Raw genomic sequence first — 24,548 nt, 5'->3', positions numbered from 1 at the left:
GGCCGCGGTGCAGACCTCGCCCGCTCCGCCGCTCGGCGGGCTGCGCACCGGCGGCGGAGCGGGTCCCCAGGTGACGGCCCTAAGATGTCCCGTATGACCGTCACCCTGAGCGATGTCGCACGCGAGGCCGGCGTGTCCCTGGCGACTGCCAGCCGAGCGATCAACGGCAGCGCGAACCGCACCGTGCGTCCCGAGCTGCGCGAGAAGGTGCTCGCTGCCGCGCAGCGGCTCAAGTACTCCCCCGACGCCAACGCTCAGGCCATGGCGCGCGGACGGACGACGGCCCTCGGCCTCATCGTCCACGACATCGCCGACCCGTACTTCTCGACCATCGCGTCGGGGGTGACCGCCGCCGCCGAGCGTGCCGGGCTGGTGGTCACCCTGGCCAGCACCGATCGTGACCCCGAGCGCGAGCTCGCCTTCGTCGACCTCATGCAGCGTCAGCGCGCCCGCGCGATCATCGTCGCCGGTGGGCGCTCCGACGACGCCGAGGCCAACGCCGCACTCACCGAGGCCCTCGCCGAGTACCGCTCGCGCGGAGGTGGCGCCGCGGTGATCGGCCAGGCGCTGCTCGGGGTGGACACCGTGACCATCGAGAACGAGGCGAGCACGAGCGAGCTCGCGAGCCGCCTGCACGCGCTCGGCTACCGGCGCTTCGCGATCCTCGCCGGCCCCGAGGGGCACCTCACCGCCCGCGCGCGCCTGACCGGGTTCCGGGACGGGCTCGCCGCCCACGGCGTGAGCATCGCCGACGAGGACGTGGTGCACTGCGCCTTCACCCGCGACGGCGGCTTCGAGGGCATGCAAGAGCTCCTGTCGCGCGGCCGGGTGCGCCCCGGCGGAGCCCGTGACGGCCACGTCGACGCGGTGTTCGCGGTCAACGACGTCATGGCTGTCGGCGCCATGGCCGCCGCCAGGACCGCGGGCGTGACCGTGCCCGACGACGTCGGGATCGCGGGCTTCGACGACATCATCACCCTGCGAGACATCACCCCGTCGCTGACCACCATCCGGCTGCCGCTCGCGGACATCGGCTCCTTGGTCACCGAGCTGGCGCTGTCTCCGGCCAAGCCCGAGCCGCGCGTCGTGCCGGTGGACGGCGAGGTCATCGTCCGCGACTCCACGCCCCGGCGGGACTGAGCCACCAGCGGTCGCTTGGGTTTCCCACAGGGCTGGAATACGCTTGCCGGCATGGCTCTCACTGATGCGAACCCCTCTGCCACCCCTGTGTCCAGCACCCCCCTCGGCGGCGTCGCCGGGTGGCCCACCGGCCTGACCGGCCTGGGCTACGGCGGCGACTACAACCCCGAGCAGTGGCCCCAGGCCACCCGTCTCGAGGACGTCGAGATGATGATCGAGGCCGGGGTGAACATCGTCTCGGTGGCGATCTTCGCCTGGGCCACCCTCGAGCCCGACGAGGGCCAGTACGAGTTCGGCTGGCTCGACGAGATGATGGACCGGCTGCACGCCGCAGGCATCCGCGTGGCCCTGGCCACCGCGACCGCGAGCCCGCCGCCGTGGCTCACCGCGCGCCACCCCGAGATCCTGCCCCAGCTCGCCGACGGGACCGTGCTGGGCCAGGGCGGACGACAGTCCTACGCGGTGACCCACCCGGTGTTCCGCCAGTACGCGCTGACCATGGCCACCGTCATGGCCGAGCGCTACAAGGACCACCCGGCCCTCGCGCTGTGGCACGTGGACAACGAGATCGGCTGCCACGTCCCGCGCGACTACTCCGACGCCGCCGCCTCCGCCTTCCGCTCCTGGCTCGCCGAGCGCTACGGCTCGATCGACGCCCTCAACGAGGCCTGGGGCACGGCGTTCTGGTCCCAGCGGTACAGCGCCTTCGAGGACATCCTCCCCCCGCGCACCGCCCCCACCTACGCCAACCCCACCCAGCAGCTGGACTTCGACCGGTTCAGCTCGCGCGCTCTGCTCGGCTACTACCAGGACCTGCGTGACACGCTGCGCGCCATCACCCCGGACGTGCCGATCACGACGAACTTCATGGCGTCCACCGGCACCAAGGGCATGGACTACTTCGACTGGGCCGCCGAGCTCGACGTCATCTCCAACGACCACTACACCGGCGCGGACAACGACGACCGCCACATCGAGCTGGCCTTCTCGGCTGACCTCACCCGCGGCATCGGCGGCGGGCGACCGTGGATCCTCATGGAGCACTCCACGTCCGCGGTCAACTGGCAGCCGCGCAACCGCACCAAGGCACCCGGTGAGATGCTGCGCAACTCCCTCGCGCACGTGGCTCGCGGGGCGGACTCGGTGATGTTCTTCCAGTGGCGCCAGTCCGCGGCCGGTGCGGAGAAGTTCCACTCCGCGATGGTCCCGCACGCCGGGCGCGACTCGGACGTGTGGGCCAACACCGTCGCTCTAGGTCAGGCGCTGCGCGACCTCGCCCCGGTCCAGGGCTCCACGGTGCGCTCACGCGTGGCGATGGTCTTCGACTACGAGGCGTGGTGGGCGAGCGAGCTCGACTCCCACCCCACCCAGGAGCTGCGCTACCTCGACCAGGCCCAGGCGCTGTACAAGCAGCTGTGGCTGCGCGGGGTGAGCACCGACGTCGTGCACCCGGGGGCGGACCTCAGCGGCTACGACCTTGTCATCGTGCCCACGTTGTACCTGGTCAGCGATGCAGACGCGGCCAACGTCGCGGCTGTGGCCGAGCGCGGGGGGACGGTGCTCGTCACGTACTTCTCCGGGATCGTCACCCCCGAGGACCACGTGCGCCTGGGCGGCTACCCGGGGGCCTTCCGCGACCTGCTGGGCGTGCGCACCGAGGAGTTCTACACCCTGCAGGCGACCGAGACCGTGACGGTCTCGGGCGGCGGCCCGCTGGCCGGCACCTACAGCGCGGACCTGTGGACGGAGAAGACACACCTGACCGGCGCACAGGCCGTCGCGGTGCACGACGACGGCGCCCTCGCCGGGCTGCCGGCTGTCACCCGCAACGCCGTCGGCTCCGGTTCCGCCTGGTACTCCGCGACCCGCTTCGAGGAGGCCGGCACCGCCGCGCTCGTGGAGGCCGTGCTGGCCGACGCCGGGGTGACCGGTGAGATCGAGGCGCCCGCCGGCGTCGAGGTGGTGCGCCGCCACGGCGCCGACGGTGCGAGCTTCCTCTTCGTCCTCAACCACACCGACGCCGAGGCGAGCGTCAAGGCCTCCGGCCTCGACCTGCTCACCGGCTCCACCGCGACCGGCGACCTCACCATCGCCCCCGGCGCCGTAGCAGTCATCCAGGAAAGCTGACCCGCCGACCCGCCGACCCGCGACCCTGATCCGGCCCTCCGGCCCTCGGCGCCCGGCGCCCGGCCCCACCCCCGCCTAGCTACCGTCCGCCGAACTCGTGAGCCACGCCCGTCTCGTCACCTCAGACGGCTGTGGCTCACGAGTTCGGCGGGAGGGGTGGGGCTGGGTGGGGGCTGGTCTTGGGGGCGGCGTAGCGGAAGGCGCCTAGGGCCAGGACTGCGGCGACGCACATGATGACGGCCATCGGCAGCGCCGAGTCCTCGCCGTTGAGGCCGACGAGCGGCGCCAGCACGGCGGCGAGCACGAACTGGGTGGCGCCCAGGAAGGCCGAGCCGGTCCCGGCGTGGTGACCGGCGGCCTCAAGGGCGAGCCCCGTGGCGTTGCCGAAGACGAAGCCGAGGGCCGCCTGCAGCAGCGCGAAGAAGCCGAGGGTCGCGGCCAGCGGCACCCCGGACAGCGCGCACACCAGGAGCCCGACGGCGGAGACAAGGATGCCCAGCAGGCCCACCCGCACCATGCCGCGGGCAGACCAGCGGTTGGCGCAGGCAGCCGCGACGCCGCTGGTGATCATGATGACGGCGGCGTTGAGCGCGAAGATGATCGAGTAGGTCCCCGTGGAGAAGCCCAGGATGTTCTGCAGCACGAAGGGCGAGGCAGAGATGTAGGCGAACATCGCGCAGAAGGCGAGGCAGAAGGTCAGCATGTTGCCGGTGTAGGCCCGGCGGGCCAGGACCACCCGTGCCGCTGCGACGGTCGCGCTCAGGCCGCCGGAGGTGCGGTCAGACTCCGGGCGCGTCTCCCGCGCCCACACCAGAGCGCCCACGAACATGAGGGCAACCAGCCCAGCCACGAACCAGAAGACCGCACGCCAGCCGAAGCCGGTGATGATCGCGCCGCCCAGCAGCGGACCGACGATGGGCGCGACGGCGCCGATGATCATGAGCACCCCGAGGATGCGCGTGGCCGCGGCGCCGCGGGAGGTGTCGGTGACGATGGCCCGCGCCAGGACGATGCCGGCCGCACCGCCCACCCCCTGCAGGAACCGCGCCGCCGTGAGCACCTCGACGCTCGGGGCGAGAGCGCACACGACGCTCGCGAGGAAGCACAGGACCGTGCCCGCCAGCAGCGGACGACGGCGACCGACGCCGTCGGACAGCGGACCGATGACGAGCTGGCCGACTGCCAGGCCCACCAGGAGCGCGGTCATGGTCAGCTGCACCCCGCTCGCGCTCGTGCCGAGGTCGGCTGCGATCTGGGGGAAGGCCGGCAGGTACATGTCGATGGCCAGCGGGGCGACGGCGGTGAGCAGCCCGAGCAGGACGATGAGCACCACCGGCAGCCGTGGGTCGGCGGTGGCGGTGGGTGGCACGGGGCGAGCGGGCGTGGAGACAGACATGACGACCTCAGGTCGGGGGTGGGGAACGGGCCGACTTTACGTATGGCAACATACATATGTCAACATATGCAGTACGATGGTGAGCGTGCCCACCGCAGACGCGCCACGTCCCGACCGCGACGTCACCACCGTCCTGCGCGACCTCGCCTGGACGATCCATCGCCGCGTGCCCGAGGTCGCCGGCCTGGACCCTCTGCCGTCGACCGAGCTGGCCATCCTCAAGCACGTCATCGACTCCCCGGGCGCAACCGTCACCGCCCTCGCCCGCCACCTCGCCCTGCGCCAGAGCAACACCAGCGCCGCGCTGCGCACGCTGGTCGCACGCGGCCTGGTGCACCGCGAGGTGAGCACCACCGACCGCCGGGTCACCCTCGTCTTCCCCACCGAGCTCGCCCTCGCGGACAGCACCATGATCTCGGCAGCCTGGTCCGGTGAGATGCGCGAGGTCCTGGACCGCCTCGACGCCGCCGACGTCGCCGCCATCGAGGCCGCGGCCGGCGCGCTCGAACGGCTCGACGCCGCCCTGCACGAGCAGACCCCGCCGCGGGGCTAGACGGCCGACGTCAAGGCTGGGCCGGGGCGATCACGTCTGTCCGGGGGCGCCGCTGGAGACCAGGTCCTCCCGCAGGTAGCGGGCGTAGCCTCCGGGGGTGCGCCCGACCGGTCGGCCCGAGGTCAGCACCCAGCACACGTCGCTCGCCACCACCCGCGCCCCGGCCCGGCGAGCGCTCTCGACGAGCAGCACGTCCTCGTGCTCGGGGGCTGGGGCATACCCGCCGGCGGCACGGTAGACGCTCCCCCGGATGCCGAGGTTCGCCCCATGAACGTGACCGTTGGCGATGCCGGGGGTGTGCGTGGCCGTCCACGCGGCACGTTGGGCCGGGGTGAGGTCGCGGGGATCAGGACGGACCGTGCCGATCATGAGGTCGGCGCCCTGCCCCGCCAGGCGGACCTGCTCCACCAGCCAGTTCTCCGGGACTGCGGAGTCGGCGTCGGTGCTCGCGACCCACACCCGGTCCAGGCCAGCGACCACCGGGCGCACCAGCTCCAACGCTTCCTCGACCCCCGCCGCCCGGGCCGCGCCGACGCACGCGTGCTCGGTCCGCAGCAGCGTCACCGGATGGCCGCGGACCACCCGCTCGGAGGCATCGCTGCACGCGTCGAGCACGACGACGACGGCCACCGCCGGAGCAGGCTGCACGTCGCGGGCGAGCGCCCGGCGCGCCGCGTCGAGGGCCTCCAGACAGCGCGGGAGCAGCTCCTCCTCGTCATGCACCGGCACGACGACGACGACCGCATCGACCGCCCCGGCACCGGCGCTCGATCCGTGGCCAGCACCTGCACCCCTCTGCGCCTGCGCACCGCAGGTGGTCATCTCAGCCCCGTCTCGGTCGCGACCGACCGGCCCGGCGGGCGGGTGAACACCTCGAGCAGGAAGTCCTCCTCCTCGTGGCGCACGGTCCGGGCAAGCTCGGGACGGGCCGCGATGATGGCGTGGACCACGTCCCCGCCGAGCGGGTACTCCGCGACCGGGTGACGCCAGTGGCAGGCGAGCAGGACGCCGTCGGGGGTGAGGGAGCCGATGGCCTGGGTGATCATGAGATCCAGGTCCTGCGCCGAGCAGTAGTAGCCCACCTCGGAGAGCACGACGAGGTCGAAGCTCCCCGCGGGCCAGCGCGCGGGTGTGGCCATCTGCTCGAAGGTCACCGAGCGCGGAGCTCGGGCGCGGGCCGCCTCGAGCGGGGCGGCGGCGATGTCGATCCCGAGCAGCCGGTCGCACCGCTCGGCCAGCTCGGCGGTCAGGACGCCGGTCGAGCAGCCGACCTCGAGGCCCGCCGCGAACCGGGCACGGGGCAGCGCCGCCAGCGTGATCGCACGCTTGCGCTCCTCGTACCAGCGGGTTTGGAAGCCCCACGGGTCGGCGCGTCCGTCGTAGAAGTCGTCGAAGAACGCCTCCCCCAACGACGCGGCGCCCTCGCCCTCGCCCACGGGGGCCGGAGCTGGGGCGGGAGTGACGACGAAGGTCTCCCAGTCGCGCTGGAAGTGGGCGAGCATCTGCGGGCTGAGCATCGCCTCGTCCCCGTCAGCCGCGGAGAGCGGGGCGGTCTGGGTCGTGTGGGCAGCGAGGGCGCGTGCCTTCATCTGCTGCTCCTGGTCGGTCAGGCGGAGCTGTCGCGCCCGCCCCCAAGGAAGCTCGTCGCCGTCGAGGCGCCCCCAGTGCCAGAACCAGACGGGATACTCCACGAGGTCGAGCCCTAGTCGCTCGGCGACATCCCGGGCGCACTGGCCCGCGATGCGGTGATCACGGTGTCCGTCCCCGCTCCACGGCGCGGCGATCGTCGGGTGCAGAGAGGTGTCGATCATGCGCTCGATCTCTCGCCGCACGACGTCGGCCTGCTCACGCAGCCCACCGTCGGTCAGGCCGAGGAAGCGAACTCCCGCGCGTGGGGCCACCTCGCCGACCGCCGTCACCAGCTCGGCCCGGCGCACGGTCGCCAGGGCGGTCGAGCTCCAGGTCGGGGAGTCCGGGTGCGAGCCCTCACCATCGGTGAGGACGAGCACCGAGACGGGGATCCCGCGTGCCGCGCAGCGCGCGACCAGCCCCGCGGCCCCGAGCGACTCGTCGTCAGGGTGGGCTGCCACGACGAGCAGCGCGTCGATCGCCTGGTCGTCGAGCAGCGGCAGGTTGCCCGTGACGTCGGACTGGCGCCAGACGTCTTCGCTGGTGCCGGCGTCGAGGTGGTTGAAGGTCACCATGACGGACCACCGACCGGGAGCAGGTCCGCCGAGCGCAGCAATGCCGGCACGCCCAGGGTTCCCACGAAGGGAGAACGCGTCTCGACGTCGTCGATCCCCGCGTCCACCTCGCCGAGGCGCTCCGCGCGGGCCAGCAGGTCGCGGCCGAGGGAGGCGTCGTCCCGCTCGGCGTGGTGCTGACGGACGTAGAGAGCGAGGTCGGCTGTCCTGCGCGCGTGGGTCTCGTCGAGGGCGAGCGGCGCCGGTCCGCGGGCGTGCGCGGACCTCTCGAGCACCTCCTCGACGCAGCGCGCCGCGACCTGGCGGCAGCGCCGGGCGAGGATCGAGGGGGCGAGCCACGACGGCGGGTCGTCGACGAGCGCGGCCGCCTCGCGCAAGACCGCTCGAGCCGACCACAGGGCGGCGTCGACCGCACCGAGGTGCGCCAACCCGATCTGGTCGTTCTCCCGCTCGCGGGCGGCAGCGAGCATCTCCCGCCCCACCCCGAGCGCCCCGCCCCACCAGCACGCCGCCACGCCGATCCCGCCCCAGGCGAAGCCCGGGCGGGTGAGGTACCAGCCGGTCGGACCCACGGGCACGGCGGTCACGTCCTCGAACTGCACCGGAGCACTGATCACCTGACGCAGGCCCCGCGCAACCCACGGGCCGGGCTCCGGCTGAACTCCGTCCGCGCGCAGGTCGACGGCGAACAGACGACGGCCGTCCGGGGTCCAGGCCGTCACCAGGGCGTGGCTGAGCTGCTGGGCGAGGGAGCACCACGGTTTGGTGCCGTCGAGGCGCCACCGGCCGGCTTCCTCACGTGCGGACAGCCGCACGCCGGGGCCTTCGGCGGCGAAGACTCCCCATGTGCTGTCTGCGCCCGCGCCCACTGCGCCCAGGTCCACGCCGTCGGGCACCTGGGCGAGGATGGCGAGAGCATCCAGGTGAGGCTCTAGTACCCGCGCGGTCGTGACGTCCTGGGCGGCGGTGCCTGCCAGCAGGTCCCACAGCGCCTCGGTCTGGCCGCTGCCCGCCACCGGCGCCACCCGCCCCACCCCGACCATCCACTCGAGCACCCGGTCCAGGTTCTCCTCGCTCGCTGGCGGCGGGGGGAGCCGGTCGAGCAGGGTGCTGTGCTGGAACTCGTCGTACACGGATGTCACACGTCCTCCTTCAAGGCCCTGACCTGCATCGCCGCTGGGCGATCGCTGCTGATCGCCGACCCTAAGGGACGGCGTGAGCCATCGCCCGTCGACAACGGACCTGTCGGCGCAACCCGGGTCAGACGGGTTGGACCACGACACTTGACTCGATACACCCAGTCCCTGTGCGGGCTGCGGACGCACGTCCGGGCACGTACGCTCAAAGGCATCGGAGCGCCGGCCGCGCAGGCCTGACCTGCGCGGCAGCCCCCGACCTCCCGTGACCACGACCTAGGAGCGCACATGAAGTCGAAGGCAGCATTCGTCGTCGGAGCCGGCATCGGTTACGTCTTGGGCACTCGCGCCGGACGGCGCCAGTTCGAGTCGATCAAGTCCCACGCGGCTGGCGTGTGGAACAGCCCGTCCGTGCAGTCGACGGTCTCCACGGTCCAGGACAAGGCCGCTGAGGTCGCCAAGGAGCAGGGCAGTGCGATCAAGGAGAAGGTCACCGAGGCCGTGCGCTCGGCCACGTCGCGTGACTCCGGGGACTCCGGCGAGAGCTCCGCGCGACCTGCTCCCAACGCCGGGACGCACGAGATCTGATACCCCTGCCGCCCCTGCGATTGACCGAACTTGTCGTTTCAACGCGCGGGCTTGACCAGCAGGTGGTAGAACTGTTGCATGCCGCGGTGCTCCTAGGAGCACCGGCAGCCTGAGGTCCGATGCGTTCAGCTTGACGAGAGTCGAGCACCCTTCGGGGTCGGTGGGCACCACGCTTCGTGCGAGCGAGGCGCCCACCGGCGCTCGGCCCAGGCTCCGCCCCCGCCGCTCATCCCTCCCTGCTCACCCCTCGCTGGCCGTGGTCGTGTGCGGGTCCCCGACAGGCTTGGACTCGGGAGACCCCCGTTCGCGCAGGTAGATCGCGAGCACCACCATGCTGGCCACAGCGAGGAACTCCGACTGCCAGTTCTGCAGCGTCCGGTTCCAGAAGTCGGGCGAGACGGCGTAGTCCGCCCAACCGAGCGGGGCCTGGAGCTGTTGGAGCCGCTCGGTGTTGAGCGCAGCCCTGCCGGCGACCAGCTGAGCCGTCCATGACAGCAGGAAGATCAGCCCCATCGTCAGCCCGAGCGAGCGGGCGTAGACCGCCAGGCGCCAACCGCCCGCCCGCGCCCACGCGGGCGAGTCAGGCTGTGCGTACTCCCCGACCTTCTGCTGCTCGTCTGACTCTCGACCGGCACGCCCCAGCTCCTTGGACTCCGGGGAACCCACCTGGATGAGCCACACGGTGAGGACGATGAAGAGGAAGAACTGCAGGTACTCCGACTGCCAGTTCTCCGCGACGTCCACCGCGAACTGGGAAGACGTCACGTACTGGCCAAAGCTCAGGGACGGCATCTGCTCGGCGGCGGCCTCCTCGTTGTAGCGCAGCATGCCCGTGATCGCCTGGCCCAGCAGCGCTGCGCCGAAGAGCCCGAGGAAGACCAGCCCCAGCCCATTGCGGGCGAGGGCCCTCCTGACCGCACTGGCGGCGCTCATCGGTGCATCACCCCGATGAGGATGCAGAAGGTCAGCCCCGCAGCGATGACCACCAGCACGACGGCGAACATGAACCGCATGTCATCCTCCCTCGACGACGCAGTCGTAGGGCTGCTCCACCCGGGGCACGCAGCCCGCCGCGACCACCAACCACCCGTCCCCGTCGAAGCGCGCCAGGAACAGCGTGTCCTGGGCGGTCTCCACCATGGCATGCGTGCCGAAGACCTCCACGCTCTGGATCTGCCCCGGGGCGCCAGTCTCAAGATCAGCCAGCTCAGCGGGGCACGTCCCGCTCGTCTCCAGCTCCATGAGCGTGCCGGGGGCGAGCATCATGCAGGCCTCATGGGGTTGGGTCGCCAGCGCCCCCTCAAAGGCTTGCACCGCCTGCTCGACCGCGGCGGTCTCGGCCGACCCCTGCCCCGAGCAGCCCACCGAGACGCCGAGCACCACGACCGCGAGCAGCGGCCATCGGCCGGTCGCGCAGGACGCCGCGAGACCGGAAGATCCCGGACACCAGCGTCGGTTCTCCACACTCTGGACGATATCTCCGGTCGTGTCCGGGCGCTCCCGCACGGAGTGCCTGGAGAGCGGGGGCCCACGCGGGCCGGTCGTCAGGGCAGCTTGGCGACCGTGAGCAGGACGACGGAGTCCTCGAGGGCCTCCAGGGCATGGCGCATCTGCGGCACGATGAGAAGAGTCCCAGGCGCCCCTTCCCAGGAGTTCTCCTCCGTGGTGAGCAGGACGCGTCCGAGGGTGACCTGGATGGTCGCCTCACCCGGGTTCTCGTGGTCGGCGAGGCGCGCTCCCTCGGTCATGGCGATGACGGTCTGGCGCAGCACGTGCTCGTGCCCGCCGTAGACGGTCTGCGCGCTACGACCGCTCGGCGCGGCCCGGGCGGCCTCGAGTGCGTTCCGGCCAAGGGCAGTGAGTGAGAACTTCTCCATCGGACCACTGTGGCAGAGATCGGCGTCGGCGCCCGTCAGAGGTCTTTCGCCCGGTCATGCCCTGCGGCGCTCTTGACTCCGCCACACCGGTTCCCTATTCTGGAAAGCGCATTCCAAAGGTGTTGTGTCGCCGGAGTGCGCCCGCTCTCGCCGCACTGGAATCGACCCACGGAGACCTTCGATGACCACCCGCACCCTGCGCATCGCCATGAACGGCATCACCGGCCGCATGGGCTACCGCCAGCACCTCGTCCGCTCCATCCTGCCCATCCGCGACGCAGGCGGATTCACCCTCGACGACGGCACCACGGTCCAGGTCGAGCCGATCCTCATCGGCCGCAACGAAGCGAAGATCAAAGAGCTGGCCGAGCTGCACGGCGTCGAGCACTGGACGACCGACCTGGACGGCGCGATCAACGACCCGAGCGTGGACATCGTCTTCGACGCCTCGATGACCAGCCTGCGCGCCGCGACGCTGAAGAAGGCCATGGCAGCCGGCAAGCACATCTTCACCGAGAAGCCCACCGCCGAGACCCTCGCCGAGGCGATCGAGCTGGCGCAGATCGCCCAGGAGACCGGCGTGACCGCCGGCGTCGTGCACGACAAGCTCTACCTGCCGGGCCTGGTCAAGCTGCGCCGCCTCGTCGACGAGGGCTTCTTCGGGCGGATCCTGTCCATCCGCGGTGAGTTCGGCTACTGGGTCTTCGAGGGTGACGTCCAGGAGGCCCAGCGCCCCTCGTGGAACTACCGCGCGGAGGACGGCGGCGGCATGACCACCGACATGTTCTGCCACTGGAACTACGTCCTCGAAGGCATCATCGGCACAGTCAAGTCCGTCAACGCCACCACCGTCACCCACATCCCGGTCCGCTGGGACGAGAACGGCGACGAGTACAAGGCCACCGCCGACGACGCCGCCTACGGCATCTTCGAGCTGGAGACCCCCGGCGGCGACCAGGTGGTCGGCCAGATCAACTCCTCCTGGGCAGTGCGCGTCTACCGCGACGAGCTGGTCGAGTTCCAGATCGACGGCACCCACGGCTCCGCCGTCGCCGGTCTGCGCAAGTGCGTCGCCCAGCAGCGCGCCCACACCCCCAAGCCGGTGTGGAACCCGGACCTGCCGGTCACCGAGCCGTTCCGCGAGCAGTGGCTCGAGGTCCCCGCCAACGCCGACCTCGACAACGGCTTCAAGGCCCAGTGGGAAGAGTTCCTGCGCGACGTCGTCGCCGGGCGCGAGCACCGCTTCGGTCTGCTCTCGGCCGCCCGCGGGGTCCAGCTCGCCGAGCTCGGCCTGCAGTCCTCGGCCGAGCGTCGCACGATCGACATCCCGGCGATCACGCTCTGACCTGACGCTCAGCCCGCAGGTCAGCACGAGGTCCCCCGGCCGTACTCGGCCGGGGGACCTCGTGCGTCGCGGGCCGCAGGGCGCACCGGCGGCGCGGCGTCAGCCGGCCAGCAGCCGCTCGGAACCGGCGACGGGATCGACGAAGGCGACCGGCGCCTGGGCGCGCTCCAGGCAGGACCGCGTCGCCTGGTCGGCCCCCACGCAGAGCAGGCAGCCGTCGCGCGCGTCGAGCAGCGCCGCCGCCTGCCCGACGACGTTCGCCACCCGGGCGCTCTCGATCCGCGCGACCTGCAGGTCCAGCACCACGACCGACGACGCGCTGGCGAGCGCGTCGAGCAGTGCGGCGAGCCGGTCGGCGTCGCAGCGGCAGATCATGCCCACCGGGCGGATGGTCGCGGTCAGCCAGGCTCCACCGGCTTCGGCGCCTCCCGGAGTGCATCCGGTGGTCGCTGACAGGGTGCGTTCGGCGATGGCAGTGCTCATGATCGTTCCTCCTCCTCGACCCGGTCGGGGCGATGAGTCCAGGGAACGCGCCGCGCCTGTGACAGGTCTGAGGGAATCGTCCTGAGCGGCTGTGACTGTCCTCAGCCCTCGCCCGCCGCCCCGGTCGCCGCCGGCCCGGACCGGCGGTAGATCCGGCTGGGGCCGTCGTCGGCCTCGACCTGGTCGACGAGGACGAATCCGCAGCGCCCCTCGTAGAAGAGGTGGTTGCTCACCTCGGCTTCGGGGGTGTCCAAGGTCCAGGACAGCGCCTCCGGGAACCGGTCGTAGACCTGGTCCCAGATCCTGCCGCCGTAGCCGCGGCGCTGGGCGGCCGGGTCGACGAAGATCCTCCCGAGGTAGTGGTGACCGTCCTCGCCGGGGAAGGCGAACACGGCCCCCACGACCTGGTCGCCGTCGACCGCCTTCCAGGCGTAGGGCTTGCCGACCGCCCACTCGCGGAAGAACTCCTCGGTGTCGTATCCCGGCGGGCCGCCTCGCTCGCGGCCGGTGTTGCGGCGCGTGGAATCGTCGAAGGACGCGGTCATCATGGCCGTGAGGCCAGCCACGTCGGATGCGTCGATGCTGGTCAGGACAAGCGGGACGTCAGACATCCTGCGATGCTAGCGCGCACGTCTCCCGCGGGGACAGGCCTGCGCGGGCCGCCGGCGCGCCCCGCGGTCACCCCTCGGCGGACGCGGCCGCCTCGATCGTCACGAGGTCCCGCAGGACGCGCTCGGGTTCGTCGTCCAACGGCATGTTGTCCGTGTCGAGGACCCCGTCGAGCGTCCCAGGAGGGTCCGCCTGGAGCGCGGCGAAGAGCGGGTCCAGGTCCTGCGGGGCGGGCCCGCGCTCGGCCACCAGCTCGAAGGTCTTGCGGGTGGCGGCCGCGGAGGTGAGGCTGGCGACCAGCACCTGGGCCAGCTGGCGGCGGGAGATGACGCCGTCGCTCGGATCGCTCGCCCAGCGGCGGTCGCCCTGCAGCATGACCAGCGCCAGCTCGTCGGTCGCGTTGTAGTCGAACCATCCCGGACGCACGATCGTGTAGGGCAGGCCCGAGGCCCGGACGAGGCGTTCCCCGCGGCGCTTCCAGTCGTGCCCCGGGGTGTGCTTCGTGACGCCGATCGCCGTCATGAGCACGATCCGCGCAGGCCTGTCGCCGAGTGCCGCCAGCACGTTGCGGACAGCGCCGTAGTCGACGGCCTCCGCCTCCTGGGCGCCGCCGTGGGACCCGTGGGTGAAGACGACGGCGGTGATCCCGTCGACGGCGTCGGCGAGGGCGTCAGCCCTGGTCAGGTCGCCGATCGTCTGGTCGGCGCCGTCTGCGAGGTCGGGACTGGGTCTCCGCACGAGGGCGCGTGTGCGGTGTCCTTGTGCGAGGGCCTCCTCGACGACGAGGCGGCCGATGCTGCCGGTCGCTCCGACGACGAGGACGTGCTGGGGTGCGGTGGTCATGGGTGTTTCTCCACGGGGATCGGGGGCTGAGTCGGCGGGAGCCGGTGGCGGGGCGGACGCCGGCTGCGGCGGCGCCGGTCGGCGAAGGAGCTCAGGCCTCCGGGATCTTCATGCCGAAGTTCTCAAGCGTGATGTCCGCCGGATCCGGCCCGCGGCGCACGCGCTCGTCGAGGCCGTCGATCGCGGCCAGCTGGTCCTCGGAGAGGACGAAGTCGGCCACGTCGAAGTTCTCCGCGATCCGGGCAGGCTTGGTGGACTTGGGGATCGCGGACCTGCCCTCCTGCAGGTGCCAGCGCAGCATCACCTGGGCCGCGCTCTTCCCGAAGGACTCGGCGATCGCCAGGATCGTGGGGTCGTCGAAGGTCCGTGCCCCGTTCTCGCGGTAGGAGGTGATGCCACCGATCGGGGACCAGGCCTGGGTGTGGATGCCCTGCTCGGTGTGGAAGGTCTGGAGGTCGCGCTGCTGGAAGTACGGGTGGACCTCGATCTGGTTGACCGCGGGGATCACGGCGGTCGCGTCCAGGAGGCGGCGCAGGTGCTCGACCGTGAAGTTGCTGACGCCGATGGCGCGGACCTTCCCGTCTGCGAGCAGGGTCTCCAGCGCGCGGTAGGCATCGAGGGTGAGCTTGAACTCGCTCGGCAGCGGCTGGTGCAGGATGAGCAGGTCGATCTGGTCGACCCCCAGCTTCCGCGCCGACTTCAAGAAGGCGTGCAGCGTGGAGTCGTAGCCGTAGTCGCTGATCCAGATCTTGGTCTCGATGAACACGTCCGCGCGGTCGACCTGGGAGTCGGCGATCGCCAGACCCACTTCGCGCTCGTTGCCGTAGGCGGCCGCGGTGTCGATGAGCCGGTACCCGGCCTCCAGCGCGACGAGGACCGAGGCGACCGTCTCCTCGGGCGGGGTCTGGAAGACGCCGAACCCGAGAGACGGCATCGTGACGTCGTTGTTGAGGGTGACGGGGATGGGCGACGGGGTGCTCATGGTGGTCTCCTGGTGGTGTCGGCGGGACAGCGGCGCTGTCTTCAGTACACCTGAGGCAGTCCCGGCCCGCTCGGCGGGGGCCCGGTTCCCGAGGCCTGCGTCCCTGCGCCGGACGACGCCTGGGTCGCGACCCAGGTCCGCAGCAGGTCGAGGGCGTCGGCCGACGGTGTGCCGGGCTGGGGCAGGTACGTCACGAGCTGCACCTGGGGGGCCGAGGCGAAGCTCAGGCTGTCGTAGCCGACGGTCAGCTCGCCCACGACCGGGTGGCGCAGGGTCTTGTCCCCGGTGGCGTGGATGCGCACGGTGTGACCGGCCCACCAGGCGCGGAACTCCGGGCTGTGGGTGGCGAGCTCGCCGACGAGCGCGGTGAGGGCGCGGTCGGCAGGGTCGTGCCCGGCGAGCAGCCGCAGCCCGGAGACGACCTCCCGCGCGCTGCGCTCCCAGTCGACGTAGAACTCGCGCGAGCGGTCGTCGAGGAAGAGGTACCGGGTGTGGTTGAGCGGCGGCGCGCCCTCGGGGAAGAGGTCCGGGAACAGGGCCCGGCCGAGGGCGTTGGACCCGAGCGGGTCGCCCAGGCGCCCGAGGGCGATCGCGGGTACGTCGGACATGGTGTCGAGCAGCTGGGCGGCGCGGGCCGGGAGCAGGGGGCGCCCGCGGGTGCGCGACGTCGCCGTCCGCCCGGCCGAGGAGGCCCGGGCGAGGTCGAAGAGGTGCTGCGTCTCGGCGTCGTCCATGTGCAGCGCCCGGGCGAGAGCGCGCAGGACGCTCTCGGAGACTCCGCGCAGGTCGCCGCGTTCCATCCGTGTGTAGTACGCGGTGCTCACCCCGGCCAGCTGGGCGACCTCCTCGTGGCGCAGCCCGGGGACCCTGCGCTCGCCGCCGAACAGCGCGACGCCGGCCTGCTCGGGGGTGAGCCGTGCGCGCATACCGGTGAGGAACTGCTGGATGTCGTCACGAAGGTCCATAGCATCTGACGCTAGCCCCGACGGGTACGGCGTGGCAGTCACTGGTGGTATCTCCCTGGGTCTGGGTGATACCAGCAGGGACTCTCACCTGCACCGGTCCCGCTCATATCGTCGAGGCATGACCACGAACACCATCACCCTCAACAACACTGTCCACATGCCAGCACTGGGTCTCGGGGTCTTCCAGACCGCGCCGCAGGAGACCAGCGCTGCCGTCGCCGAGGCCCTGCGCGTGGGCTACCGCCACGTCGACACGGCCGCGGCCTACGGCAACGAGCGCCAGGTCGGTGACGGGATCGCCGCGTCGGGCGTCGCCCGCGAGGAGGTCTTCATCGAGAGCAAGGTGTGGATCAGCGACTACGGCTACGACTCCACGCTGCACGCCTTCGACAAGTCCGCGGCCAAGCTCGGCGTCGAGCAGATCGACCTGTTCATCCTGCACCAGCCGCTGCCGTCCCGCTTCGACCTGACCCTGGACGCCTACCGCGCGCTCGAGCAGCTGCTCGCCGACGGCAAGGTCCGCGCGATCGGCGTCAGCAACTTCATGGTCGACGACCTCACCCGACTGCTCGAGGAGACGACGGTGGTGCCCGCCGTCAACCAGATCGAGGTCCACCCGTACTTCCAGCAGCCCGAGCTGCAGCGTCTGCACGCCCAGCACGGCATCCTCACCCAGGCCTGGTCCCCGCTCGGCGGCATCACCTCCTACGGCGGCGCCGCACGCAGCACCTTCGACGACCCGACGCTGACCGAGATCGCCTCCGCCCACGGCAAGACCGTCGCCCAGGTCATGCTGGCCTGGCACCTGCAGCAGGGCCGCTCGGTCATCCCCAAGTCCGTCAAGGCCGCGCGCATCGCCGAGAACTTCGACGTCGTCGACATCGAGCTCACCCCGAGCCAGCTCGCGGCCATCGACGCCCTGGACACCGGGGTGCGCGGCGGTCCCGAGCCGTCAGGCATCACGCTGGAGAACTACGGCATGCCCATCCCCGAGGCCTGAGCCGCCGACTCCGTAGCACCGCGGCCACCCGCGTTCCCGCAGCCGGGTCGGTCGTCCACGGACGACTGGCCCGGCTGCGGCACGTTCTGGGCCGGCGTGGTCGGGCGACCATCACGATCGGCCGGCGACCGTACAGTGGTCCGGTGCCTCCCACGATCCATCACGCGCCGCTGTCCGACGTCTCCCCCGCCACGCTCTACGCCATCCTCAAGCTCCGGGTCGACGTCTTTGTCGTCGAGCAGAACTGCCCTTACCCCGATCTGGACGGTGCGGACACCGCCCCCGGCGCTCTGCTGGTGTGGGCCGCCGACGACGCCGGGCAGGTGCTGGCCACCTCCCGCATCCTGGACACCGCGGACGGCGGCCGCCGCATCGGCCGGGTCTGCGCCGCGACGGAGGCCCGCCGGGGCGGGACGGCGTCGGCCATGATGGCTGCGGCCGTCGAGCTGTGCGGTCCGGTGAGCATCGTGCTGGACGCGCAGTCGCACCTGGAGGGCTGGTACGAGCGCTTCGGCTTCGTCCGCGAGGGCGCGGACTTCCTCGAGGACGACATCCCCCACGTCCCCATGCGCCGCCTGCCCGACGCCGCAGCTCGCCCCTGACCTGCGGCTCACGGTGGCGCGCAGCGCCGCAGGCGCGCCCGTCAGCAGCGGCTGATCAGCGCCGCGCCACGCTCCCGGCCCGCGGGACCACCAGCGGGGTCCCGGTCTCCGGGTCGTTGATGATGCGGCAGCGCAGGCCGAAGATCTCCTCGACGTTCTCGGCCGTCATCACCTCGTGCGGGGTCCCGCTCTCCACGATCGCACCGTCGCGCATGGCGATCATGTGGGTCGCGTAGCGGGCGGCGAAGTTGAGGTCGTGCAGCACCGCGACGAGGGTCCGGCCGGCCTCGTGCAAGCGGGCGCACAGCTCGAGGACGTCGACCTGGTGGGCGATGTCGAGGAAGGTCGTCGGCTCGTCGAGCAGCAGTAGGTCGGTGTCCTGGGCCAGCACCATCGCGATCCACACCCGCTGCCGCTGCCCGCCGGAGAGCTCGGCGACGCGTCGGTCGGCCAGGTCCGTGGTCCCGGTCGCCTCCATCGCCTCGCGCACAGCCGCGCCGTCGCTGGCCGACCACTGGCGCAGCAGCGTCTGGTACGGGTAGCGCCCCCGGCCCACGAGGTCGCGCACGGTGATCGCCTCGGGGGCGATCGGCGACTGCGGCAGCAGCGCCAGCCGCCGGGCGACCTCCTTGTTGTGCATCGCCGTGATCGCCCGGCCGTAGAGCTCGACCGTGCCGGCCTTAGGGGTCAGCGTCCGACCCAGCGCACGCAGCAGGGTCGACTTGCCGCAGCCGTTGGGACCGACGATGACGGTGAACGACCCCGCCGGGATGTCCACGTCGAGGCCGTCGACGACGACCCGCTGGTCGTAGGCCAGCCGCAGGCCGCGGGCCCGGACCGGAGGTACCGGCCCGGGTGAGGCGTCCTGCCCGGCCGGTGGCACGGCGTCGGGCGGGGTGAGGGATGCGGTCACAGGTTTCCCCGTCTCCATTCATGGGTGAGCAGGGCGGCGAGGTAGATCCCGCCGATCCCGGCGGTCAGCACCCCGACCGGGAGGGTGGCCGACCACGGCTGGTACTGGGCCACGAGGTCGGCGACGATCATGACGAGGGCGCCGAGCACCGCGGCGGCGACCATCCCCGGCCCCGCGGAGCCGGTCATCCGGCGGGCGATCTGCGGGGCGACGAGTGCCACGAAGGCGATCGGTCCGCACACCACGACCGCCGCGGCGGCGAGCACGACGCCGACGGCCACCGCCGCCAGCCGCACCCGCTGCGCGCCGACCCCCAGGGCGAGGGCGGTCTCGTCGCCCATCTCCACGAGCTGCAGGCCCCGGGTCAGGGCCAGCGCGGCCGCGCCGAAGACAAGGACCGCCACGGTGATCGTCCACACGTCGTCCCAGCCCCGGGCGCTGAGCGAGCCGTTGAGCCACGCGGCCATCTGCTGGGCCTGCTCGCGCTGGGTGCGGGTCACCGCGAACTGCACGAAGGCCAGCGCCATCGCCCCGACGCCGATGCCGATCACCACCATCCGGTGCGGGGCATGGAAGCCGCTGCCCGCGCCGAGCAGCACGAGGGTCACCGCGATCGCGCCGCCGAGCAGCGCGCCGACCGGGGCCGGCAGCACCCCCGGCCACACCAGGGTGACCGCGGCCGCTCCGGCCGCCGCCCCGCCGTTGAGACCGATGATGTCCGGGCTGCCCAGCGGGTTGCGGGTGACGGACTGGAAGATGGCACCGGAGATACCCAGGGCCGCACCGGCGCCGACGGCGACCAGCGCCCGGGGCAGGCGGTTGCTGAACACGACCCAGTGCTGAGTCTTGGAGCCGTCACCGGACAGCACGGCCGGCAGGTCGCCCAGAGCGATGCCGAGCTTGCCCAGGGTCAGGGAGGCTACGACGCAGACGAGGACCACGAGGGACGCGGCGACGACCACGGTCACCGCGCGGGCATTCCAGGGCAGGACGAGGCCGAGGAACCAGCGGTGGTCACCGGCTCCCGGGTCTCCCGGGCGGGGGGCACACGCCGGTCCCGGCGACGGGGTGGGCAGCGTGGCTGCGGCGTCGGCGGCGGTCACATCCCGCTCCCGGACCGGCGGACGGCGACGTAGAGGAAGGGCGCTCCGACGAAGGCCGTGACCACGCCGACCATGAGCTCACCGGGCCGGGCCACGATGCGCCCGACGACGTCGGCTCCCAGGAGCAGCACCGGGCCGAGGGCGACGCTGTAGGCCATGAGCCAGCGGTAGTCCGAGCCGGTGAAGGTGCGCACGATGTGCGGGACGGCGAGGCCGACGAAGGCGATGGGCCCGACGGCCGCGGTGCACGCCCCGGCCAGCGCGGTCGCCACGAGGGCGCCGATCAACCGGGTGCGACCGGCGTTGCCGCCGAGGGCGCGGGCAGTCTCGTCGCCCAGAGCCAGGGTGTTGAGCGGGCGGCCCAGCGCCAGCGCGGCCACCAGACCGACCGCCACGACGGGCCAGATCATGTCGACCACCGAGCTGGGGCGGCCCGCGAGGGAGCCCACCACCCAGAAGCGGTAGGAGTCGAAGACGGTGGGGTTGGTCAGGGTGATCGCCTGGATGCCGGCCATGAGCGCGGCGGTGATCGCGGCTCCGGCCAGGACCAGGCGCACCGGCGTCGGCCCGCTGCGACCTGAGCCGATCGCATAGACGACGGCCGCGGCGAGGAAGGCGCCGGGGATGGCGAGCAGCACGGCGCGCTGGCCGAGGGAGCCGAGCACCACCGTGCCCAGGACTACGGCGGCCGAGGCGCCGGCGTTGACACCGAGCAGCCCTGGGTCGGCCAGAGGGTTGCGGGTGATGCCCTGCATGAGGGCGCCGGCCGCGGCCAGACCGGCCCCCACCAGGAGGCCGAGCACGGTGCGTGGGATCCGCGAGGACACGACGGTCGAGGCGAAGGAGTCGTCCGGGGAGACCAGCCCCTGCCACACGGTGCTCAGCGGCAGCTGGTTGGATCCCACGGCCAGGCTGAGCCCAGCGACCAGCGCGGCAGCCGCGAGCGCGAGGACCAGACCGACGCTCAACCCCCAACGCCGCGCAGGGCCGGACGTGAGCGTCCGGCCCTGCACAGGTACGTCGAGTGCTGCGGTCATCACCCGACCTTAGCGACAGCCTCAGCGATCATCGGCACGTAGCGGTCGATGGCCCACGGCACGCTCAGCGGGGTGCCGACCGTGACGGCCATGCCGAGCTGGCGGTCGACCATGGGCACGTACGCGCCCGAGGCGAAGGCCGGGATGGACGCGAAGAGCGGCTGCGCCTCGGTGGCGGCCTGCTCGTCGGTGTCGTTGAACCACGTGAACAGGACGTCGACGTCGCTCAGCTTGTCGGAGTTCTCCAGGCCGAAGGGCGCGGTGAACAGCCCCGTCGGGGCCTCGAGATCAGCGACCGACGGGGCGAGGGTGAAGCCGAGGCCGAGGATCGTGTCGATGCGCGGGTCACCCGGCACGTAGACCTCGAGGGTGCCCAGCTCCTGCGCGGCGACGTAGGCGACGGTCTTGCCTGCGAACTCCGGGTGCTCGGCGGCGGCCTCGGCCAGCGTCGTGTCGATCCCGTCGATGAGCTCCTGTGCCTGCTCCTCGCTCTTGCCCAGCGCGGTCGCGGCGATGGTGATCTGCTCGTCGAGCGGGGTGATCCACGGGCCCTCGGGGTAGGCGACGACGTCGGTGAACTCCGACAGCTGGTCGAAGGTCGCCTGGTCGATCCCGGACTGCGGGGCGAGGATGAGGTCCGGCTCGAGTGCCACGATCGCCTCGACGTCGAGCTCGGGGTACATGGTGATGGTCTCGGGGAGCTCAGCGCCCTCCGCTTCCACGGCCTCGCGGAACCACGGCTGGTAGCCCTCATCGTCACCAGCCCAGTCGTCGACCTCGACGCCGACCGGCACGACGCCGAGGGACAGGGCAATGTCGCTGGCTCCCCAGCCGAGGGTGACGACCCGCTCGGGCGCTTCCTCGATGACCGTCTCCCCGAGGGCGCCGGTGATGGTCACCGGGAAGGCGCCGGCGGTCTCGCTGGCACCGGCGGAGCCGCTCGGGCTGGCGTCGGTGTCGGTGTCGTCAGAGGAGCCGCAGGCGGCGAGCGTCAAGGCCAGCGCGGCGGTGGTCGCCGCAACGAGGGTGCGACGGGCGCGAGCGAAGGGCAGGGATGAGGCAGCCACGGGGAGAGCCTTCCGGTATGAGGTTCGGGGCACAGAGCCCACTAACGTGCTTTGGTAAGCCTAACCTCATGGCCCCACAGCCGAATAGGCCTTGAGTCCGCCCACCCGTGTGACGTGGCCAACACCACCCCCCCTCCCGGACCAGCGCCCCCACCCCATCTGGAGGTATGGGGCGTGCTCTTGACGACAGAACGTGCCTTCAACAGCACGTTCTGCCGTCACAAGCACGCCCCGTACGACCTCGACTGCGCAGCAGGCGGCTGGTGGTCAGGCGTGGCCCAGCAGGTGCTGGTGGCTCAGAAGATGTTCTGCGTCTCGCGGTAGGCTCGCCAGACGTTCTCGAAGAAGTCGTCGTCCTCGGGGATGGGGCGCACGGGGCGCCAGACGAAGGAGCACTCCCCCGCGCCGGCGCCGGCGCCGGCGTCGGCGGGGGCGTCAGGGGTGGCAGCGTCGTCGAGGCTGCCAGCAGCACCCTGCCCGCTGCCTTCGGCGCCCGACCACGCAGCCTCCTGCACGACGTCGTCCAGCGCGCCGCCGTCCAGGGCGAAGCGGAAGATCTCCGGCAGGTCGAGCTCGGTCTGCGGCGCATCGCCGAAGCCGACCTGGGGCAGGTGGCCGGAGGCGTCGGTGTAGAGCACCGACCCGCGGCTGCGCCCGCCGTGCGCGACGTAGTCGGCCATCGCCGATAGGTAGACGTACTGGGTGGTGATGATGTCGCGGACGAGGAAGGTGCGGTTGACCGAGCGGCGGCTGCTCGGGTCGGCGACCACCAGCGAGTCGTAGGCGGCCAACCACTGGGTGACCTGCGCGAGGGCCTGCTTGATGGACTCCGCCGAGCGCACCGGGCCGGCCTTCTCGCTCATGAGCGAGCTGGCCGCACGCAGAAGCTCACCGGTGTTGTCCGCCTCTCCGGCGGCCACCCGGGCGGCGGCGCCGGCCACCAGGGCGACGGCGGCCTCCACGACCGGAGCAGCGACGTCGGCGAAGGGGGCGAGGTCGAGCGGGGCGTGCGTGCGGCGGGCGGCGATGAGCTGGGAGGCGCGGGTCGCCCCGACCTGCCCGGAGTTGAGGGCCGCGCCGCCGGGACGGTAGATCCCGTGCGCGCCGCCGGCCTCCCCGACGGGGAAGAACCCGGTGACGTTGGACTCCCACCACATGTCCACGACGAGCCCGCCGTTGTTGTGCTGGGCGCACACGTCCACCTCGAGCCAGTCGGTGGCGAGGTCCACGTAGGGGTTCTTGCCGAGGTAGAGCTCGTAGGAGGGCATGTTCATGTGCTTGAGCCGCTCGATCGGCGTGCCGAAGAGCGCACCACCCTTGGCCAGGTAGGCGTAGGCCTCGGGCGAGATCTTCGAGGCGTCGAGCTCGGCCTGCATGGGGTTGCGCGTGAAGTCGAGGTAGACCTTGCGCCCACGCAGCACCGTCTCCTGGTAGACGAGCAGGTCGATGAGCGAGGAGCCGTCGAGGGCCTTGCGGATGTCGAAGGGCCACTGGTAGCCCTTGAGGAAGATCATCGACAGCTGGCGGCCGTAGTCGGGGATGGTCTCGGTGAGGAACTCCCGCTCATCCCCGCCGTCCGCATCGGTCGACACGAAGCGCGGCATGACCTGCATGTACGTCCCCGACACGTTCCACCGCGGCTTGGTCGAGGCCAACCCGAACTGCCACTCGGTGAGGTTCTTGCCGTGCACCCCGGCGCGGTAGGCGGCCCCCGAGGCGCCCCACTGCCCGTTGGGGAACACCGAGGTCGCATACATCCCGGCCGGCCCGCCGGTCGCGTAGACGAGGTTGGTGGCGCGGAAGAGCACGTAGGGGCTCTGCGCGCCGTCGTGCACGACGTCGGTGCGCAGGCAGAGCAGGCCCACCACCTCGCGCTGGGCCTCGCCGGGCGCGCCGTCGGCGGCGGCCGGGACCTCGCGGGTGAGGACGTCGACGACGCGGCACTGGTCGTAGATGCGGGTGCCGTTGCGGTGCACCTTCTTCTCGAGCTGCTCGACCATCGACCGCGAGGTGTACGGACCCACCGAGGTGGCTCGGCGGCGCGGGTCGTGGTCGGTCTTGTAACCGATGAACTCCCCGAAGCGGTTCTGCGGGAAGGGCACACCGAGCTCGCACAGGCGCAGGAACCCGCGGGCGGACAGCGCCGCCTCGCACAGGGCGTTGTCGCCGTCCATCGCCCCGCCGGAGAAGAGGGTCTGGGCCATCTCCCGGACGGAGTCGCCATCCCCGCCGGACAGCGTCATCTTGTAGTACGTCTGCTTGTCCGAGCCGGCGTTGCGCGAGGACCCGGCGTTGACCTTGTCCGCCACCATGACGATGTCTTCCTGGCCGAACTCCCACAGCCGGTCCGCGGCGCAGAACCCGGCCGATCCGGTCCCCACGATGACCGTGTTCGCCGACACCACGGGCACGTCGTACCCGGCGATGCGGACGGTCTCCACGTCGTAGCTCGCGTTGACCGAGTGGTCACCGGCGGGCTGGGCGGCGGGCGAGGACGAGGCGGGCTGGGCGGGCATGAGGTTCTCCAGAGACGGGGCGGCGGGCGAAGGGGCGGGCGGCGGGCGGGGCGGCGGGCGGG

24 protein-coding genes are annotated in these 24,548 nt (G+C 71.9%); 7 read left to right on the top strand and 17 right to left on the bottom strand.

Features of this window, described 5'->3' with window-relative positions; genetic code table 11:
* Nucleotides 1-93 precede the first annotated feature (93 nt).
* Complete coding sequence (locus SS2_RS04280; RefSeq protein ID WP_245643348.1) at nt 94-1,140, top strand: LacI family DNA-binding transcriptional regulator; 1,047 nt, start codon at nt 94-96, stop codon at nt 1,138-1,140.
* 51 nt (nt 1,141-1,191) lie between these two features.
* Nucleotides 1,192-3,267 carry a beta-galactosidase gene (locus tag SS2_RS04275; RefSeq protein ID WP_083941737.1) on the top strand — a complete coding sequence of 692 codons (2,076 nt, stop codon included), beginning with the start codon at nt 1,192-1,194 and terminating at the stop codon, nt 3,265-3,267.
* A 136-nt stretch (nt 3,268-3,403) separates the two neighbouring features.
* On the opposite strand, the gene SS2_RS04270 is transcribed toward SS2_RS04275, so the two are convergent.
* The gene (locus SS2_RS04270; RefSeq protein WP_083941735.1) at nt 3,404-4,663 is read right to left on the bottom strand and encodes a multidrug effflux MFS transporter; all 1,260 of its coding nucleotides are present in this window, start codon (nt 4,661-4,663) and stop codon (nt 3,404-3,406) included.
* An 85-nt stretch (nt 4,664-4,748) separates the two neighbouring features.
* On the opposite strand from SS2_RS04270, the gene SS2_RS04265 reads away from it, so the two are divergent.
* Nucleotides 4,749-5,216 (top strand): MarR family winged helix-turn-helix transcriptional regulator, encoded by a 468-nt coding sequence (locus tag SS2_RS04265; RefSeq protein WP_245643347.1) that lies wholly within the window; start codon nt 4,749-4,751, stop codon nt 5,214-5,216.
* Nucleotides 5,217-5,246: 30 nt separating this feature from the next.
* On the opposite strand, the gene SS2_RS04260 is transcribed toward SS2_RS04265, so the two are convergent.
* Genes SS2_RS04260 through SS2_RS04250 form a run of 3 tightly spaced genes read right to left on the bottom strand, consistent with a single transcriptional unit; the run spans nt 5,247 to nt 8,562 of the window.
* Nucleotides 5,247-6,038, bottom strand: coding sequence for a glycosyltransferase family 2 protein (locus SS2_RS04260; RefSeq protein WP_066461372.1), 792 nt, complete (start codon nt 6,036-6,038; stop codon nt 5,247-5,249).
* Complete coding sequence (locus SS2_RS04255) at nt 6,035-7,420, bottom strand: PIG-L family deacetylase (protein WP_066461371.1); 1,386 nt, start codon at nt 7,418-7,420, stop codon at nt 6,035-6,037. Before SS2_RS04255 ends, SS2_RS04260 begins: the two co-directional genes overlap by 4 nt.
* Entirely contained in the window at nt 7,414-8,562 is a 1,149-nt protein-coding gene (locus SS2_RS04250; RefSeq protein WP_066461369.1) for an acyl-CoA dehydrogenase family protein, read from the bottom strand. The genes SS2_RS04255 and SS2_RS04250 overlap by 7 nt, the downstream gene beginning before the upstream one ends.
* A gap of 282 nt (nt 8,563-8,844) precedes the next feature.
* Here SS2_RS04250 and SS2_RS04245 point away from each other — a divergent pair, with 282 nt between their 5' ends.
* Nucleotides 8,845-9,144, top strand: a complete 300-nt coding sequence (locus tag SS2_RS04245; RefSeq protein ID WP_066461365.1) for a hypothetical protein — start codon at nt 8,845-8,847, stop codon at nt 9,142-9,144.
* A 240-nt stretch (nt 9,145-9,384) separates the two neighbouring features.
* On the opposite strand, the gene SS2_RS04240 is transcribed toward SS2_RS04245, so the two are convergent.
* From SS2_RS04240 to SS2_RS04230, 3 genes are all read right to left on the bottom strand, one after another.
* On the bottom strand, nt 9,385-10,077 hold the full coding sequence (locus tag SS2_RS04240; RefSeq protein ID WP_066461364.1) for a DUF6766 family protein: 693 nt from the start codon (nt 10,075-10,077) through the stop codon (nt 9,385-9,387).
* A gap of 81 nt (nt 10,078-10,158) precedes the next feature.
* On the bottom strand, nt 10,159-10,608 hold the full coding sequence (locus SS2_RS04235) for a hypothetical protein (RefSeq protein WP_157607185.1): 450 nt from the start codon (nt 10,606-10,608) through the stop codon (nt 10,159-10,161).
* 80 nt (nt 10,609-10,688) lie between these two features.
* Nucleotides 10,689-11,021 carry a cupin domain-containing protein gene (locus tag SS2_RS04230; RefSeq protein ID WP_066461358.1) on the bottom strand — a complete coding sequence of 111 codons (333 nt, stop codon included), beginning with the start codon at nt 11,019-11,021 and terminating at the stop codon, nt 10,689-10,691.
* A 181-nt stretch (nt 11,022-11,202) separates the two neighbouring features.
* On the opposite strand from SS2_RS04230, the gene SS2_RS04225 reads away from it, so the two are divergent.
* Complete coding sequence (locus tag SS2_RS04225; protein WP_066461357.1) at nt 11,203-12,366, top strand: Gfo/Idh/MocA family protein; 1,164 nt, start codon at nt 11,203-11,205, stop codon at nt 12,364-12,366.
* Between the two features lie 99 nt (nt 12,367-12,465).
* On the opposite strand, the gene SS2_RS04220 is transcribed toward SS2_RS04225, so the two are convergent.
* The 5 genes from SS2_RS04220 to SS2_RS04200 form a co-directional block, all read right to left on the bottom strand.
* Complete coding sequence (locus tag SS2_RS04220; protein ID WP_066461355.1) at nt 12,466-12,849, bottom strand: hypothetical protein; 384 nt, start codon at nt 12,847-12,849, stop codon at nt 12,466-12,468.
* 101 nt (nt 12,850-12,950) lie between these two features.
* Complete coding sequence (locus tag SS2_RS04215) at nt 12,951-13,460, bottom strand: GNAT family N-acetyltransferase (RefSeq protein WP_066461353.1); 510 nt, start codon at nt 13,458-13,460, stop codon at nt 12,951-12,953.
* A 67-nt stretch (nt 13,461-13,527) separates the two neighbouring features.
* Nucleotides 13,528-14,301, bottom strand: a complete 774-nt coding sequence (locus tag SS2_RS04210; protein ID WP_066461351.1) for an SDR family oxidoreductase — start codon at nt 14,299-14,301, stop codon at nt 13,528-13,530.
* A 91-nt stretch (nt 14,302-14,392) separates the two neighbouring features.
* The gene (locus SS2_RS04205) at nt 14,393-15,283 is read right to left on the bottom strand and encodes an aldo/keto reductase (RefSeq protein ID WP_066461350.1); all 891 of its coding nucleotides are present in this window, start codon (nt 15,281-15,283) and stop codon (nt 14,393-14,395) included.
* A 41-nt stretch (nt 15,284-15,324) separates the two neighbouring features.
* A complete protein-coding gene (locus tag SS2_RS04200) occupies nt 15,325-16,248 on the bottom strand; it encodes a helix-turn-helix transcriptional regulator (RefSeq protein ID WP_083941731.1) in 924 nt (307 codons plus the stop codon).
* A 118-nt stretch (nt 16,249-16,366) separates the two neighbouring features.
* On the opposite strand from SS2_RS04200, the gene SS2_RS04195 reads away from it, so the two are divergent.
* Together SS2_RS04195 and SS2_RS04190 are read left to right on the top strand one after the other, a co-directional pair.
* Nucleotides 16,367-17,248 carry an aldo/keto reductase gene (locus SS2_RS04195; protein WP_066461349.1) on the top strand — a complete coding sequence of 294 codons (882 nt, stop codon included), beginning with the start codon at nt 16,367-16,369 and terminating at the stop codon, nt 17,246-17,248.
* Between the two features lie 143 nt (nt 17,249-17,391).
* Nucleotides 17,392-17,850: a GNAT family N-acetyltransferase gene (locus tag SS2_RS04190; RefSeq protein ID WP_066461345.1), complete on the top strand. Its 459-nt coding sequence runs from the start codon at nt 17,392-17,394 to the stop codon at nt 17,848-17,850.
* Nucleotides 17,851-17,905: 55 nt separating this feature from the next.
* Here the strand turns inward: SS2_RS04190 and SS2_RS04185 are convergent, their stop codons facing one another.
* From SS2_RS04185 to SS2_RS04165, 5 genes are all read right to left on the bottom strand, one after another.
* The gene (locus SS2_RS04185; RefSeq protein WP_439646288.1) at nt 17,906-18,763 is read right to left on the bottom strand and encodes an ABC transporter ATP-binding protein; all 858 of its coding nucleotides are present in this window, start codon (nt 18,761-18,763) and stop codon (nt 17,906-17,908) included.
* A complete protein-coding gene (locus SS2_RS04180; RefSeq protein WP_157607184.1) occupies nt 18,760-19,866 on the bottom strand; it encodes a FecCD family ABC transporter permease in 1,107 nt (368 codons plus the stop codon). Before SS2_RS04180 ends, SS2_RS04185 begins: the two co-directional genes overlap by 4 nt.
* Nucleotides 19,863-20,903 (bottom strand): FecCD family ABC transporter permease, encoded by a 1,041-nt coding sequence (locus tag SS2_RS04175; protein ID WP_066461343.1) that lies wholly within the window; start codon nt 20,901-20,903, stop codon nt 19,863-19,865. The genes SS2_RS04180 and SS2_RS04175 overlap by 4 nt, the downstream gene beginning before the upstream one ends.
* On the bottom strand, nt 20,903-21,970 hold the full coding sequence (locus tag SS2_RS04170) for an iron-siderophore ABC transporter substrate-binding protein (protein ID WP_083941727.1): 1,068 nt from the start codon (nt 21,968-21,970) through the stop codon (nt 20,903-20,905). The genes SS2_RS04175 and SS2_RS04170 overlap by 1 nt, the downstream gene beginning before the upstream one ends.
* A 296-nt stretch (nt 21,971-22,266) precedes the next feature.
* Nucleotides 22,267-24,486, bottom strand: a complete 2,220-nt coding sequence (locus SS2_RS04165; RefSeq protein ID WP_083941725.1) for an FAD-binding protein — start codon at nt 24,484-24,486, stop codon at nt 22,267-22,269.
* Nucleotides 24,487-24,548 lie beyond the last annotated feature (62 nt).

Source organism: Sanguibacter suarezii NBRC 16159 (assembly GCF_001552735.1).
GTDB lineage: Bacteria > Actinomycetota > Actinomycetes > Actinomycetales > Cellulomonadaceae > Sanguibacter > Sanguibacter suarezii.
The sequence above is the reverse complement of the archived record's forward strand: the minus strand, read 5'-3'. Positions and strand labels throughout refer to the sequence as shown.